The 16,597-nt window shown below is 60.1% G+C and carries 8 protein-coding genes; all 8 read left to right on the top strand.

All coding sequences use genetic code 11. The annotated features are described in order from the left end of the window. Positions 1-185: 185 nt before the first annotated feature. The 8 genes from L6R21_23775 to L6R21_23740 all read left to right on the top strand — a co-directional run bounded on the left by L6R21_23775 (position 186) and on the right by L6R21_23740 (position 16,517). Positions 186-1,436 (top strand): GWxTD domain-containing protein, encoded by a 1,251-nt coding sequence (locus tag L6R21_23775; protein MCK6562231.1) that lies wholly within the window; start codon positions 186-188, stop codon positions 1,434-1,436. A 467-nt stretch (positions 1,437-1,903) separates the two neighbouring features. Beyond that, a complete protein-coding gene (locus L6R21_23770) occupies positions 1,904-5,137 on the top strand; it encodes a TonB-dependent receptor (GenBank protein ID MCK6562230.1) in 3,234 nt (1,077 codons plus the stop codon). Between the two features lie 76 nt (positions 5,138-5,213). Further along, positions 5,214-7,412, top strand: coding sequence for a hypothetical protein (locus tag L6R21_23765; GenBank protein MCK6562229.1), 2,199 nt, complete (start codon positions 5,214-5,216; stop codon positions 7,410-7,412). A gap of 123 nt (positions 7,413-7,535) precedes the next feature. Continuing rightward, on the top strand, positions 7,536-8,564 hold the full coding sequence (locus L6R21_23760; protein MCK6562228.1) for a PorV/PorQ family protein: 1,029 nt from the start codon (positions 7,536-7,538) through the stop codon (positions 8,562-8,564). Between the two features lie 112 nt (positions 8,565-8,676). Further along, positions 8,677-10,434, top strand: a complete 1,758-nt coding sequence (locus tag L6R21_23755) for a hypothetical protein (GenBank protein MCK6562227.1) — start codon at positions 8,677-8,679, stop codon at positions 10,432-10,434. A gap of 608 nt (positions 10,435-11,042) precedes the next feature. Further along, positions 11,043-12,812, top strand: coding sequence for a T9SS type A sorting domain-containing protein (locus L6R21_23750; protein MCK6562226.1), 1,770 nt, complete (start codon positions 11,043-11,045; stop codon positions 12,810-12,812). 204 nt (positions 12,813-13,016) lie between these two features. Continuing rightward, complete coding sequence (locus L6R21_23745; GenBank protein ID MCK6562225.1) at positions 13,017-14,828, top strand: T9SS type A sorting domain-containing protein; 1,812 nt, start codon at positions 13,017-13,019, stop codon at positions 14,826-14,828. A 462-nt stretch (positions 14,829-15,290) separates the two neighbouring features. After that, positions 15,291-16,517: an agmatine deiminase family protein gene (locus L6R21_23740; protein ID MCK6562224.1), complete on the top strand. Its 1,227-nt coding sequence runs from the start codon at positions 15,291-15,293 to the stop codon at positions 16,515-16,517. Positions 16,518-16,597 lie beyond the last annotated feature (80 nt).

The following is a 16,597-nucleotide window of genomic DNA, read 5'->3' as shown; positions in this document are numbered from 1 at the left end:
AGAGATCAACGCGCAGGAGCACGCAGGCTTTTTCCAAGCGCGGATGGGTGTTCAGTCGTGCTTGCCTCGGGAGCAATCGCGGCGGCGCCGGCAAGTGGTGGCGCGCGTGTTTGGCGCTGTTGACTTTGGTCTGCGCGCCGCCTCTCACCGCCGCAGAATTGCCTGCCAGAAGCCGGGGTGAGCTGTTGTTTTACCTGGATACCGCCTCCTTCCGCGGCGCCACGGGTCAGGTGCTGCAAGAGTTCTATTCCGAAATTCCCTTCGAACAGTTGACCTTCCGCCCGGCGCCGCAAGGATGGCAGAGCGACTGCAGCACCTCGGTGGTGATCGCGGATACCGCCGGCAACGTCTTGCTACGCGACGAATGGACGCAATCCGTCACCGCGCGCAGCCCCGAGGAAACTGCGGGGCGCGTGCTGCCCAATCAATTCGAGTTGCCGCTGGCGCCCGGCTTCTATACGCTGGCCCTCACGCTCACCGATCTTCACTCGCACAGAGCCGGCCGCGCCGAGATACGTTTCCAGGCGCGCGCCCTGCCCCCGCACACGCTGGCGCTCAGCGATTTGCAGTTGGCCACCAGCATTCAGGTGGACACCGCCGGCGGCAAATTTGCCAAGCACGGCCTCAACGTCATGCCGCATGCCAGCGCCACGTTCAGCAGCAGCCTGCCGCTGCTCTATTTTTATTTCGAAATCTACAACCTCGCAGCGGCGGACAGCTACGAAGTGCAGTACGCCATTCGCAACGGCCGCGGTGAGTCGCTGCGCACGTTGCCGGCGAAGTGGGGGCGCGCGCCCGGCGCGGCCAGCATCGAGGCCGGCGGAATTCATGTCGGCACGCTGCCGGATTCGGTTTGCTCGTTGTCGGTGCGCGTGCGGGCGCGCAGCACCGGCGCCGTTGCGACGCAGACGAAGCCGTTTTACGTCGAGGGGCGCACGCCGGAGAGCGGCACGGATTCGGTGATTGCCGGGTTGCCGGAGCGCGAGTTCAAACGGCACGTCGCGCAGATGCAGTACGTGCTCAACGACCATGACAAGCTGATGCTGAAGTCGTTGGCGCCGGCCGCACAGCGCGCTTACGTCAGCCAGATTTGGCGGCGCTTCGATCCCGTGCCGGCAACACCGGTCAATGAATTTCGCGAGGAGTATTTTCGGCGCGTGCAATATGCCAATGAGCAATTCACCGCGGGATTCAGCGCCGGCTGGCAAACCGATCGCGGCCGGGTGGCGATCAAATTCGGCATTCCCAATGAAGTCGAACGCTTTCCGGCGCGCACGCACGCCCAGCCTTATGAAGTATGGACCTATTTTCAAGAAGGCCGGAAGCAATTCATCTTCGCGGATCTCGATGGCTATGGCAAATATGAACTGATTTATTCGAGCGACGAGCGGGAATTAACCCGGCCCGATTGGAAAACCATCATCGACACGCGCTGAACGGCGTTCACTCTTGCTCCGCTGGCTTGTCCGCGCGGGAGGAGAATGGCGAACGCCTGAATGGTATTCATCTCCGGTACGCCCACCTGCCTGGTGGAAGAGATCGATTTGTCCGCGTGATTCCCGCCGCCACTCCCGTCCGGGAGGAAATTCTGAATTATGCAAAATCCTTCCCAAATCTGGTAAAGATTTGCACCGCCGCTGAAGCGGGAAAATTGATGAAGAAATCTGCTGCTGGATCTCGCGTCAACCCGGGTCGAAATTCAAAGACTTATGGCTGAAGAAGGCCGCATGCCTGCGCGCCAGGACAGCGATAGGTTCATGTGAGACACGGGGCCGTATATGGTACAGTCTTTGCACTTGGAGGGACTCTGCGAGTTGTGAAGTGATTTTATTCTGTGAGTTTATCTCCCCTTTGGCGAATCCAAATTTCGTAGGTCCAAAATAACGTTGCGGAGGAGTTTCCTATGAAACATGCGCGTTTACGTAGTGTCATGGTCATTTTGACTATGCTTCTGGTGGGCGCCGCCGCAGTATTTGCCGGCACTACTGGAAAAATTGCTGGCAAGGTAATCGACCGAGAGACGGGTTTCCCGTTGCCCTCGGCGACCGTGATCCTGGTCGGCACCACCCTGGGTGCGGCCACTGACATCAACGGCGAGTATTTCATTCTGAATGTTCCGCCGGGCGTTTATGATGTCAGAGCTTCGATCATTGGTTACACCGCGGTTGTGGATAAAGGGGTGCGGGTCTCGGTGGACTTGACGACCACCAAGGATTTCGCGCTGTCCTCCGAAACCTTGCAACTGGGCGACGTCGTCGAAGTCATCGCCGAACGGCCTTTGATCCAAAAGGACGTCACGGCCTCTTCCAAGGTTTCCACCAGCGATCAAATTCAGTCGCTGCCGATCACCACCGTGAATGATGCGGTGGCGCTGAGCGCCGGCACGCAGGGCCAGGGCAACAACCTGCACATTCGCGGCGGCCGCGCCGGTGAAGCCGCCTACCTGGTCGACGGCGTGAGCATCGAAGATCCGCAAACCCGCACCATCGGCTTGACCGTCGGCCGCTCCGCGTTGAGCGAGCTGCAGATCATCTCCGGCGGTTTCAATGCGGAATACGGCAATGCGCAGTCGGGCATCATCCTGCTCAACACGCAAGAGGCGAAACGCGAATATTCCGGCCACGTTTTCATGCAGACCGACCGCATCGGCGACAGTGGCATTGGCGAAAGCGGGCAGAACTTCGACTGGCTGGAAGCCAGCATCGGCGGTCCGGAACCCATCACCACCAACCTGCTGCCGCAACTCGGCCTCAAGATCCCCGGCTACATGACGCTGTTCCTGCAGGGCGAAACCCGCATGGATGATCGTGCCAATTACCATCCCGAGGCCATTTCACGCCTCAATGCCAATTCGGCCATCAAGGAATCCCCCAAGCTCAACACCTCGGACGCGCTGCGCAATGAAACCTTGTTTGGCAGCCTCTTTGGCGTGGGCGGCAACCGGGAATCCGTGCGCAACAACTGGGAATCCAAGCTGCTCTGGCAAATGGCGCCCAACAAGAAGTTGACCTTCGGCTTCCGCGGCAACTCCGACAAAACCCATCCGTGGACCTTCCGCTTTGGCCGCGACGTGCGTGACGTCGTGGCGGAAAGCCATCGCCTAGGCATCAGCGACTTGGTGGACCAGGACAACGACGGCACTCGCGATGAAGAACTGCTCGACGGCCTCGACAACGATGGCGACGGCCGCATCGACGAGGACACCAATCTTGCCCCCAACTATTACCTGGGTGACTTTGCCTGGGGCATTGACAACGATAACGACGGCCGCACCGACGAAGAAGCGCTCAATGACATCGATGACGATGGTGACGGCCGCGTCGACGAAGACCTGCAGCCCTATGATTGGAAGGGCTACGACCACAACTGGCGCAACGAGTTCCGCGCCAACCAGTTCAGCATGAACTGGACACACACGCTCAATCCCAGGACCTTCTACGAAGTGAAAGTCGGCCGCTTCTACACCTTCTCCGGCTCACTGCCGAAACTCGGGCAGGACGGCCGCTCGCGTTCCAGCTTCGAAGAGTTGGATGCCTGGGTGGCGGAATATGATCGCATCGTGGCGCTCTATGGCCAGGCTCGCGTGCCGGAGTTCATGGAACCTTATCGCGGCTTCGGCACCCCGGCGGAACGCTTCACCGACTTGAACAGCAACGGCAACTATGACGCCGGCGAACCGTTCCAGGACTACGACGGCGACGGCCTCTATGATTTGAACAACGACCCCGACCGCCGCAATGCCAATCAAACCTGGTTCCTGGAAGGCGCCACTCATCCCTTCCGCGGCCAGAATATCAACGGCGGTTATTGGGCGAATGATCGCTCCGGCTTCAACAAACGTTCCTCGACCACCTACTCCTTGAAGTTCGATCTCACCAGTCAGGTCACCAAGAATCACCAGATCAAGACCGGCTTCGAGGCCAACTATTTCGAGCTGAAGAACCGGAGCCGGCAGTTGCTCGGACCCTATGACGGCCGCGGCCTGTTCGGCAATGCCTACTCCGTCTTCCCCAATTGGCAGGCGGGCTACATTCAAGACAAGATGGAGTTCAGCTCGGCCATCGTGAACCTGGGCATGCGCTTCGAGCGCTTTGACCAGGGCGAGCAAGTGGCGGAGCAGGATACTTCGGTGGGCGTGCCGCGTTTCGATACGCCGACCACCAAGTGGAGCGTGCTGCCGCGTGTCGGCTTCTCCTTCCCGGTGACTGACCGCGACATGTTCTACTTCAGCTATGGCCATTTCTTCCAGCGGCCGCAGTTGACCAACGTGTTCAACCAGGTCAACCAGCGCATCGACAGCCCGAACTCCATCGTCGGCAATCCCAACCTCAAGCCCGAGCAGACGATTCAGTATGAGTTCGGCATTCGCCGACAGTTCGGCTTGAACACCCTGTTCTCGGTCACCGGCTTCTTCAAAGACATCGATAACCTGCTGCAGATCCGGAAGGAGTTCGACGTAGCCGGCAACGCCTTTTTCACCTATCAGAACGACACCTACGGCACGGTGAAGGGCCTGGAGCTGTCGCTGCAGCAACGCGCCGGCCGGTTCTTCTCGGGCGACGCCACCTACACCTTTCAAGTGGCGAAGGCGACGCACTCCGATCCACGCGACACCTATGACACGCTCGACATCATCGACGGCGTGGAATTCCCGGCGGATTGGGATCAGCGCCATCGCGTGGTGCTCAACCTCGATTTCCACTACGGCGCGGGCGAAGGCCCGAAGCTGGGCAACCTCCCGCTGCTGGAGAACTGGAACGTGAATTTCCTGGCGCAATACGGCACGGGCATGCCCTACACGCCGCAGACGCTGACCGGTTCCAATCTGGTTCCGCTCACCAACTCCAAGCGCTATCCCGAAATCTTCAACGTCGATATGCGCATGCGCCGGTTCTTCAACTTGACCTCCGGTGTGCGCGCCGGCCTCATCTTCGAAGTGCAGAACCTGTTCAACCGTCTCAATCCGATTGGGCCGGATGAGGGTGGCATCGTGGATGCCTACCGCGACCTGATCGGTTTCTCCAATGCCGGCACGTCGCGCACGCGCAACTATGGCGGGTTTGCGAATGCGGCGCCGAATCCGGCGGCATGGCAGAACGGCCGCATCATTCGCGTCGGTTTCACCACCGAGTTCTAATACGATCTATTTCCCACGCGCCCCGGTATGCTTGGCGGCCGGGGCGCGCAGGTTATATCAGACGGAAGGAGACTTCATGAGAGTGCAAAAAGTTTTTGGTATCATCGCGGTCTCTCTGCTCGCGCTGGCGGTGGTCGGATCGACCGAGGCCTTTGGCCGCGAGCGCAAAGAGAGAAAATCCCGCGACAACCAGGCGCGCATCATGCAACCGCAGGAGGTGTTCGGCCTGCTGAAGCCGAACGCCATCGTTGCCAACCGCTTCGCAGTGCACGACAAAGGCCTGCAATGGTTGATGATGGCCAACTTCGGCGAACTGGCCAACCCCGATGACCGGCCGGCCGGCCCGCCGACACCGTTTCACCCCGCCTCCTCGCAACTTGCGCCCAAACTGGAATACCCCGGCGGCACCGGCACGAACTTCCTTTTCTCCGGCGGCTTGTGGGTGGGCGCCATCAAGAACAACCAGCGCATTGTATCCACGGTGACCGATGGTGACAACGGCACCGGCGAATATGGCGCCTTGTCCACCTGGCTGTATCAATCCACTGATGACGGCGCCAAAGAAAATGACGACGACGGCGACTGGAACGCGGCCACCGATGACCTCAACGGTGACGGCTCGCCCAGCAATGACTGGGACGGCCCCAACGCCGATGCCAATGGCGACGGCATTCTGAACTATGACCCGGAACCGCACATCGACGAGGATCCGGTGGGTGACGTCTCCGCCGATTTTCTCGACAATGATTTTGACGGCCTGATTGACAGTGATGATCCTGATTTCGATGGCGACAAAGTGCCGGGCTCGCTGGATGATGACGGCGACGGCAAGGAAGATGAAGACACCATCGCCCGCGGCGGCCAGGAATGGTACACCACTTATGTTGACACCTGCGCCTCCTGCTTGAGCAACGCCGATGCCGACGGCTTCACGCCCCTGAACGTGCGCGTGGTGCAACACTCGTTTCAATGGTCGGAAACTTTCCGCGATGACTTTCTCATCATCGAATACTTCGTGACCAACATCGGCACCGAGGTGTTGCGCGACGTCTACCTCGGCACCTTTTTCGATTTCGACGTGGGGACCGACGCGCAAGGCCGTCCGGGCTCGGAGGATGACATTACGTTTTACATCGATTCGTTGAAAACCGCCATCGGCGGCGATGATGACGGCGCCGGTCTGGAAGCGCAGTTCTTCGGGGTGCGGGTGTTGAAAACCCCGTTGCCCGACGTCGGCTCGACCTACCTGAACTTCAACCGTCTCACCGGCGGCGACCCCAATGACAACGTCGAAAAGTACGTCAAGATGTCGAGCGGCGTACGCGACCCTGACCAGTTCGTGAACGGTGACTGGCGTTTCGTCTTCTCCTTTGGCCCGCTCGGCGACCTGCAACCCGGCCAGACCTTGCCGGTGACGCTGGCGATCATCAGCGGTGGCCGCGCCGGCCTGAGCCGCGCGGAGAACATCGAGTTGATCGCGCAGAACTCCCGCCAGGCGCTGTCCCTGTTCCAGAATGACTTCCGCGGCCCGACCGCGCCCGACGCGCCCAACTTCACGCTCGAGCCGTTGGAGCGCGCGGCACGCATCACCTGGGATCGGCGCGCGGAGAACTCGATCGACCCGATCGCCAAGAAACCGGATTTCGAAGGCTACCGCATTTGGCGCAGCTTGGATGGTGTCAGTTTCACCTTGGTGGCCGACTTCGACGTGGTCAACGGCATCGGTTTTGACCGCGGCCTGCCGCAGTTGAACGACCAGGGCAGATATGAGTACGTTGATCAGGGCGTGCCGCCGCTGGTGCAAATCAAGTATGTCGTCACCTCCTATGACAATGGCGACAACGGTGACGAAATCAACCATCCGGAGTATGACCGCACCGTCGGTGGCGTCGGCGTGCTGGAAAGCTCGCGCGGCCTCGCCCGTCAGAAAATTGTGGTAGCCAATTCCAGCGCAAAGTCGACTTTGGATCAGGTTTATGTGGTGCCCAACCCCTACGTCGGCAGCTCGGAGTTCGAGCAGTTCGGCCGGTTCAACGAGGTCGGCGACCGCAACTTCCCCAAGGCGATTCAATTCGTGAACATGCCGGAGCAGGCCGTGATTCAGATCTTCACCCTTGCCGGTGATCTCGTGCAGGAAATCCGGCACAGCGGCTCGGGCGTGGCGATCTGGGATTTGCGCACGCGCCTCAGCCAGGAAGTGACGGCGGGCATCTATTTGTACCGTGTCTCCGCCAATGGTGAGGAGAAAATCGGCAAGTTCATTGTGGTGAAATAACCAGTGGTCAGTAATCAGTGAGCAGTCATCCGGCATCAGCCTACTGCTCACTGGCCACCGATCGCTGAGCATTGATCACCGATCACAGGTCACTGATCACTGATTGCTTCCGGAGAAATGAAAATGAAAAAACACTTTGTACATATTCTCGTGTTGCTCATCCTGCCGATGACCGTGCTGGGAATCGAGCGGGTGGGCACCACCTCCTTTCAGTTTTTGAAGATCCCGGTGGGCGTGCGCGGCATCGGCATGGGCAACGCCTTTGTCGCGGGCGCGGTTGATGCCTCGGCGGTCTACTGGAATCCCGCCGGCCTGGGTTGGGCCACCAAGAAGGAAGTCATGCTCACCCACATCAACATGCCGGCCGACATCAACTATGACAATATTGCGTTGGTCCTGCCCATTTCCACCACCCTGGGCTCGTTCGGGTTGAATATCGGTGTGTTGCATATGGACGATTTGCTCGTGCGCACGCCCTCCCGGCCGGAGGGCACCGGCGAGTTGATCACGGCTTCCGACATCGCGGTGGGCTTGTCCTACTCGCGCCAGGTGAGCAACCGCTTCACCTTCGGCGTGCAGGCGCGCTACATCCGCGAGGAACTCGCCAGCTTCGTCTCCAGCGGCGTGAGCTTCGATGCCGGCCTGCAGTATCAAACCGATTTCCGTTCGCTGCGCCTGGGCATGGTGATCCAAAACTTCGGCGCCGACACCAACTTTGACGGCGGCTTCCTGGACTATCGCACCGCCAGCACCACCGGCGGCCAGCCGCGCCGCCAGGATTTCGACTCCGCCCCCCTGCCGATCACGTTCAAGACCGGCGTGATGGCGGATCTGGAATCGATGGTGGGTGTGGATTTGGGAGAAAGCCTCAAAGGCAACCTCGCCGCCCAGTTCGAGCATCCGGCGGACAACCAGGAACGCCTGAACGGCGGCCTGGAGCTGACCTTCAGCGAGCGCTTCTCGCTGCGGGGCGGCTACAACTACAACTATGATACCGACGGCTTCACGCTGGGCTTTGGCGTCAACGTACCGTTCAGCGCGGAGAAGAATCTGCTGCGCGTGGATTATGCCTACGCCGATCTCGGCAATCTCACGGACACCAGTTCCTTCATGAATCAGCCGCATCGGTTTTCGCTGTCGTTTCAGTTTTGAGCTTCGTCATGGCGCTGGCCGGCGCAGCCGCCTCCAGGCGTGCGCGCCTCGGAAGCACCAGCGATGATCATGTCAGATAATCTTGAAACTTCGCATATAGCGGGAGGATTTGATGAAATCAGGCAGCTTTAAACATGCCCTGCGCGCGGCCGGCGTCTTGAGCCTGGCGTTGCTGGCATTGACAGGATGCGGCTTGGTCGATCCCGGCGACTACACGCTCAAGACCAACGAGCCGCCGGACACTGAGATCACCTCCGGGCCGAAATCCGGCAGCACCAACAGCTACTTTGTCACCATCTCCTGGAACGGCAAGGATCAAGACGGTGTGGTGAAGGGCTATACGGTTACAGTGGATGGCAACACCGTCTTCACGACCTCGACCGATTCCACCTTTCGCTTTACCGCCGCCAACCAGGATGAGCAGCACAGCGTGTCCGTGGCCGCGCGTGACAACGACGGCGCCAACGACCCCACCCCGGCAACGCTGACGTTTACGGCGACCAACGTCGTGCCCAACACCGAGATTCAAGTGGTGGGCAACCCCAGCCAGGGCGCGACCTTTGGCCAGGGCGCGGTTTTCACCGCCGTGGCAGTGGATGACCCGGACAACGGGCCGGAGTACACCTATCGCTACAAGATCGATGCGGGCGGCCAGTGGTCGGCATGGCAGTCGAATCCGGTATTTGAGTTCAGCCTGACCTCGCCATTTGGCCTGTTGCCGGAAGGCGCGCATACTTTCTTTGCGCAGGCGCGTGACAATGCGCTGGCTGTCGACGAGTCGCCGGCGGAATTCCGGTTTGTGGCCTCGGCCACGGTCAAGCCGGGCGTGGTGTTGAGCGCGTTGAAGAACGGCGCGGCGTTCTATCCAGACAGCTCCGCCTTCTCGCTCGCCACCGGCAACACCGTATCGTTCAGTTGGGCGCCGACGTTCAACTACGCCGGCGGCGCTTCCACCGGCAGCCGCTATCGCATTGACGGCGGCGCGTGGACGGAATTCTCGACCGCGGTTTCCACACTAGACTTGACCAACGTCACGCCGGGCACGCACACGTTCGAAGTGCAACACCGTGATCTCGCCGGCAAGCTCAGTGACATCGCGCTGTATCGCTATGACATTGTGGCTGCGACTCTGAGTGCCGGCGTGCTGGTGGTGGATGACGGCAACGGCCAGTTGGCCGGCCGGCCGCCGGCCACCGGCGACACCAATGTCGACAATTTCTATTCGCAGGTGCTCACTGCGGCGGGCGCGCGTTTCACCCTGTGGGATTATCTCACCCAGGGCGCACCCACCCCCAAGAAGGGCTTTGGCAACTATTCCACCGTCATCTGGCAAAGTGACGAAGCCACCGCGACGAACATCCCGCGCCAGATTCAGCTTCTGGGCGACTATCTCACCGTGGGCGGCAAACTCTGGATGACCGGCTGGCGTCATATCAACCAGATTGCCACCACCACGCCGGTCGCCACTTTCGATCCCACGCAGCCTGCGGCACTGGCCTCCTATGCTTTTGTGTGGAACTATCTCAGGATTGCTTCCACGCGCCAGACGCCGGGCAACTTGTTCGACTTCAATGGCGCCACCGGCCAGGCGGGCTATCCCAACATCAACGTCGATCTGGCGAAAAACCCGATTCCGAATCGTCCCGGCCTTTCACCCATCGATGCATTCACGCTGCGGGAAGGTGCCGAGGCGATCTATACGTTCAATTCCGCCAGTGGCAATCAGGATTGGCAGGGCGCAATCGTCGGCGTGAAGTACATCGGCACCAGCTTCCGGACGGCGGTGTTCGGCTTCCCGCTCTACCACTTGAATACCAGTGATGCCGAGGCTGCGGCGCGCAAGATTCTGTCTGATTTCGGCGAGATCTGATCTTTGCGCAGTGGTGTTGGCGAGCCTCGTAGCCCCCGCCCCTCGTAGGCGGCTGTCGTGGCAATGATCGTAGCCCCCGCCCCTTGTGGGCGGCTGTCCTGGAAAGCTGTGCAGTGCCATGCCAATGCCCCGCCAGGGCGCAGGGCTACGATGGGCCTTTCAAGGCAGGCTTTGGCAGAAGCGACGTGATCAGAGAATTGTTGCGCCCGGAAGTGCGCTGCAGAGGGAAGGCCGCCCGGCGGCCTTCCCTTTTTTGCACTTCAAGATTTATCCCGCCGCCCGAAGAAACTGCTGGACAAAGTAGAAAAGAGTGTTTATTTTCGGCAACCTCTTCAAAGAGAGATGACCGGCAAGCTGGCAGGACCGCGCGCGACATTGCTTGACGGATTTCCTCACCAGCAATTGCCAATCGTTGTTCACGCCTCAATCCCAAGCGGAAGCGGCCCGGCGTCGCGAACCGGGCCGGCAGTCGAATTGCTCCGATCCCTCCCGCACCTCGATTCCTGAAGGGAGGTGATGCTGTCCTCTGAGATGAGCATCGGCTTTTGCATTTCGGCCACAATTACAACTCACATCATCCACCAATCAATCTGTGGAGGGTAGTACCCATGCGTAAACTTTTTACCGCTATGCTGTGTTTGTGCTTTGCCGCGGCAGCGTTTGCTGGCACGGGCGCCAAGCAAGAACTGCACAAAATCGACAAGGCCAAGCGGCAGCAAATGATTCGCGGCGATGAACCGATCCCGGCGGTCCAGACTGGGCGAGTCTTGCACAAGACCAATGCCATTGGGCCGGGCGCGTTTTTGATGGAAACCACGTATGACTATGGTTCCAATGGCGGCGTGTTGAATAACCTCGTCGACTATGGCGACGGCACCCTCGCGGTGGGTCGCATGGGCGCGACTGACGCCGCCGCGACCGACCGGGGTACCTATTTTTCCTATTTTGACGGCACCACCTGGTCGCCGATGACGAAAGTCGAGCAGGTGCGCCGCGGCTGGTCCAGCATTGCGGCGCTGGCGGATGGCCGCAGCGTTACGCTTTCGCACGTTGCCAACGAGGTCAACATCGACGCGCTCAAAGGCCTCGGCATTTGGACCAGCAGCATCACCGGCAATATCGGCGCAGCGGCTGACCAATGGCCGCGCTTGACAGTGGACGGCAAGGACAATATCATTGTCTGCTCCACCACCAACGCCACGATCAATGGCGTGGCCCTGGTCAAGAGCATCGCCGTGTCCCGCGATGAAGGCGCTACTTGGTCCTTCCAATACCTTTGGCCGGACACCAGCACCCGCAAACCCGGCTTTAGTGCGGATGATCAAGACATGGCCAGCCAGGGCGATAATGTTGCGGTGGTTGTGGCTGAGACCGGAGCGGACATTCACTTGTGGACCAGCTCTGACAATGCCACGACCTGGGCCTACCAGAACCTGACCAACAACCCGACAACCTTGCCCCCCGGCACCTCGGCGGATTTGCCGGCCGGTTCTTGCGATGTGATTTATGACAACAACGGCAATCTCCACATTTTTTGGGAGAGCTTCACTGGTCTGCCGGACTCGGCCGGCACCGCCATTGATCTCTACGAAAGCGGAACGGCCGGCATCTACCATTGGAGTGCCGCCACGGGTATCGCCGAAGTCGTCGATTTCAATGACATTCCGGGTTCGGATCAGGAAATCGGTCTGTTTTCTGGCAACCTGGGGGCATTCGATCAGCACAACGTTGATGGCAACGTTGTGTGCCAGCCCTCCGCCGGCCTGGATGCCGAGAACAATCTGTATCTGTTGTTCGCTACTTTCCGTCCCAATGACTTTGATCCAGATAGCGCGCACTATACCGATGTCTACGCCATTGGCTCGGCCAACGGTGGTGCGAGCTGGGGACCGGTGACCAACCTCACCGATACCCCGCAATCCGAGGATCTGTGGGCCTACCTCGCGCCCAATGTGGGCGATAGCCTGCGCTTTGTCTACTCTTCGGATGGCAGCACCGGCAACAGCGTTCAGGGCGGTGGCACGGGCAGCTCGAACCACCTCTACTACGCCGTGGCGAAGAGCAAAGTCGTGCTCACCGGCGTGAGCGATCGCCCGGTTTCCAGCGTGCCGGCCTCGTTTGCGCTGCACCAGAATTTCCCGAACCCGTTCAACCCTGCGACCAATCTCACCTTCGAAGTGAGCAAGCCGGCGGAAGTCAACCTGAGCGTCTATGACGTGAACGGCAAGCTGGTGGCCACGCTGGTGAATGGCGTGGTGCAAGCGGGCAAGCACAATGTCACCTGGAATCCCGCGAAGAATGTGTCTTCCGGCGTTTACTTCGCCAAGCTGAAGAGCGCCGGCTTTTCGCAAGTGACCAAAATGACGTTGATGAAGTAAGCCGGTATTGCACCGGACTGTCGTCTCTGCGCTTTAGATCCCAACGCGTTGGGAGTGCCAAGCCGGAACGGGCTCTCCCAACGCGCAGTTTTCACACCGGTCATAATCTTCTGTGAGGTAGTGGCGATGCAAAATTTCCTTTTGGCGAAGATGGAATGCAGCAGGTTGTTCCAGGCGCTTCGTTACGCCGCAGTCTTTTGTCTGATGTTCGCAGTCGCCGCCTCTGCCATCGACCGCAAATCAGACAAGAGAATTCAAAAAGTACAACGCGTCCCCGCTGTCGGCGCGCAGGACATCCTGGCTGCTCAGGCGCAGCCCAGAGCGCTGCTCAAGTCCGCAGCCAAAGCCGGCCCGGGTCTGCAACTGATCGAATCGACCTACGATTTCATGACCAATAATGCCATGGGCCGTCATATTCACAATTACGGCGACGGTATTCTGGCGATTGCGCGAACAGCCGCGGAAGGCCCGCTCGGCACCTGGCCTGACCGGGCAACCTTTTTTGCCTACAATGATGGCAATGGCTTCCTGCTGCCGATGACCAAGGTCGAAGCTGGCCGGGTTGGCTGGGGCAATATTTCCGCGACCGCTGACGGCCGGAGCGTGATCGCAGCTCACGGCGGATTGGAAGTGAATGTCGACGCTCTGCAGGGCTTGGGCATTTGGACCTCCTCGATCACCGGGAACTTTCCAACCGGTTCAGATCTGACCTGGCCGCGCATCGTGGTTGATGGCAAGGACAATTTTCATGTGGTGGTGACGCACTCCACATTTGATCCATTTCCGGGATTGGGCGGCGGGCAGTATCCGGTTTATGGCCGCTCCACCGACGGCGGATTCAATTGGGAATTCCGCTTCGCGTTTCAGAAACCTGGCGCGGCTGCCGGTGACCCACCCGATACCACCAATGGTCTGTGGGTCGGCGGCGGTGACGCCGATGGCTATGCCATCGACGCCTGGGGTGATAAGGTCGGTGTTGCGGCGTTCGCCTCGTACGATGCCGGCTTCAACAGCAACGAGATTCTGTTTGCCGAGTCCACCGACAATGGCGCGACTTGGACCTGGACGAATATCACCAACATCGGCAAGGGTGTGCCGCCGGTAGAGGGTGATTTCCGGCCCAACGCCCAACTCGATTTGATCTACGACAACAACGGCATGCCGCACATCGTGTTCGAGAATTTCCTGGTGCTGCCGGATTCCGCCGGCACCGCGCCGGAATCTTTCCTGTACACCTTGTCGCCGCTGTTGCACTGGACTCCGACCCTCGGTGTCACGGAGGTGGCAACCCGCGCCGACATCGTGGACGGCGAAGGCACCGGCTTCCCCAGCTCGGCAAACTGGGGCCGCGGTTTGGGCAGCGGTGTGTACTGGCCCTCCATCGGCGTGGATGCGAACAATGTTCTGTACGTTGCTTTCAGCGCGCCGACGCCGAATGACACGGATGCCGTGGGCTTGAATTATCTGGACATCTACGCCACCGGTTCCGCGGATGGCGGCGCCACCTGGGGCTCGCCGGTGGTGAACCTCACCGACTCGCGCGGCACCGAAGACAAGTACGTCTCGGTGGCCAGGCGAGTGGACGAAAATCTGCACTTCGTCTACGGCTCGGATGATGTCAACGGCGGCGCAGTGCAGCCGGGTAATCAGACGACCTCGACGTTTATGATGTACTACAGTTTCCCTGCGGCACAGATTCCGACGACGCCGCCCAGCAGCGTCTCCGATCATGATCCCAGCGCGGGCCTGCCGGCGGACTATGCCCTGGCGCAGAACTTCCCCAATCCCTTCAATCCTGCCACGGCGATTTCGTTCAACCTGCCGGCGAGCGTGAAGGTGAAGCTGGAAGTCTTCAACGCCATCGGCCAAAAGGTCGCGACGCTGGTCAACAGCAAGCTGCCGGCGGGCAGCCATACCGCCACCTGGAATGCCGCGAACATGCCCTCCGGCATCTATTTCTACAAGCTGGAAGCAGGCAACTTCAACCAGACCCGGAAGATGGTCTTGACGAAGTAACGGCGGGCGCAGTTTCCTTTGGTTGCAACCGCAAAGCCCCGGGTACCACGCATTGGCCCGGGGCTTTGCTGTCTTAATGATGAAACGTTCCTGCAACGGCTTGGCCGTTGCATTGAAAACCTCGGCGTTTCCGCGGAGTCTGAAATCTTGGAGACCTCGGCTCAGCCGAGGTTGGAACATGCTCGGGCAGACACATTTCGCGTCCGTCCAAAACACCGCCGCCCGGGCGCTCCGTTATGAGCAGAAGCGAGTCCTCTTCGACTTGTTCACGCTTCGGGATCAAGCGCCCGGGCGGTGTCTTCATTTCTGGGCAGACACTATTCAAGCGCAATCAGCATGACGCGCCCTGCCTGCATTCTCGGAGTCTTCGATAATAACGGCGAGCGCTGTCAGATCATATCGTGAATCCATCCGTGCTCATGTCACCCTGTGAATCCTGCCGCATCACAAAACCATCGCGTCTTGCTTGCGATTCTTCTGCTGCCGGCCTTGCTCCTGGCGCTGGCCTGGCCTGAGCCTGCTTTCGCGCAGTCCAAAATCAGACTGCAAAGCGCGCACGCCGGCGAGATCAAGAAGCTGCTGTTGGTTTACACCTGGTCCGCGGAAATGGGCATGCTGTCGCTGGCGGATATTCTCACCGCCCTGCCCGAGGCCGAGGCGCTCATCCTCAGTCAGTTTGCGCCGGGATCCGAATCCTTCCGCGTGTTCACCTCCGGCTTGACGCGCGGCGGCTTGGGCCGCAATCGTCACGGCCAGCCACGGCTGCAATTCGTGCAGGATGCCGGCGCCTATGGCCCGTGGCCGCGCGACCAAGCGCTGGTGGACACCCGCGGCACGATGTGGGTCAGCCCCTCGGACAATCATCGCCTGCGCGCGATCTTCACCGCCCTGGACGAGAGCTACGGCCTGCGGCCGGCACAGGCGGCAGTGGCCTTCACCGGCGCCAATCTCATTCCATTCGACAACCTGGTGCTGTGCCCCGATCGGCTGGATACGCTGGCGCTTTCCGGCTTTTTGCAGGGGCCATTTCTCACTCTGCCCTCGCCGCCGCCGCCCACGCCATTTCATCTCGATCTGCTGGTGATGCCGCTTTCCGAAACCGTGATCGCGGTGGGCGATGATGAGCTGGCACGGTCGCGCTTGCTGGCGCTCGGCGTCGCGGAACAAAAGCGCATCGTGGCGCACTGGGCGGTGGAATTTGCGGCCTCCGGCCACAATCTCGAAGTCAAAGCCGCGGGCAACATGTTCCGTTTTCAAACCCTGCCGCGGCCGCATTTGATCTTGCCGGCATTGTTGCAGGAAAAATTGCAGATTCTCACCGAGTTGGCCAAGCCCGGCGCATTTCGCGCCGCGGTGCTGGCGGAGCCGGAGTATCGCTGGGATGATCGCATTGCTGCGGCCTTGCGCCGGCGCGGATTCAAGGTCGTGCGCGTGCCTTTTTGGCCGGGCGTCGCCGGCACGGTGGCCGGCAAGAAATCCGGCGGCCTGCCCATGCTGTGTTACGCCAACAGCCTGGTGTGGGAGAAGGGGTTGCTCATGCCGGTTTACGGCATTGCCAGCCTGGATCAACTCGCGCGGGACACGCTGGCGGCTGCTTCCGGCAAGCAGGTATTTGCCGTGCGCGGCGGCGCCTTGCTGGGTTACGGCAATTCCGGGCCGCATTGCCTGACGCTGGAATTCCGCCAGTGAAAGGCATGTTAGCAGTGCAGAAGAACCGTTGATCACACACCGTGCGGTTAGCAATAGGGTAATTATTTTTCATGGCAAAT

Source organism: bacterium, from assembly GCA_023150945.1.
GTDB lineage: Bacteria > Zhuqueibacterota > Zhuqueibacteria > Zhuqueibacterales > Zhuqueibacteraceae > Coneutiohabitans.
The sequence above is the reverse complement of the archived record's forward strand: the minus strand, read 5'-3'. Positions and strand labels throughout refer to the sequence as shown.

Excerpts from the sequence above, each read along its gene's own strand:
- L6R21_23770 (MCK6562230.1), top strand. The coding sequence starts at position 1,904 with ATGAAACATGCGCGTTTACGTAGTGTCATGGTCATTTTGACTATGCTT.
- L6R21_23765 (MCK6562229.1), top strand. The coding sequence starts at position 5,214 with ATGAGAGTGCAAAAAGTTTTTGGTATCATCGCGGTCTCTCTGCTCGCG.
- L6R21_23760 (MCK6562228.1), top strand. The coding sequence starts at position 7,536 with ATGAAAAAACACTTTGTACATATTCTCGTGTTGCTCATCCTGCCGATG.
- L6R21_23755 (MCK6562227.1), top strand. The coding sequence starts at position 8,677 with ATGAAATCAGGCAGCTTTAAACATGCCCTGCGCGCGGCCGGCGTCTTG.
- L6R21_23750 (MCK6562226.1), top strand. The coding sequence starts at position 11,043 with ATGCGTAAACTTTTTACCGCTATGCTGTGTTTGTGCTTTGCCGCGGCA.
- L6R21_23745 (MCK6562225.1), top strand. The coding sequence starts at position 13,017 with ATGTTCGCAGTCGCCGCCTCTGCCATCGACCGCAAATCAGACAAGAGA.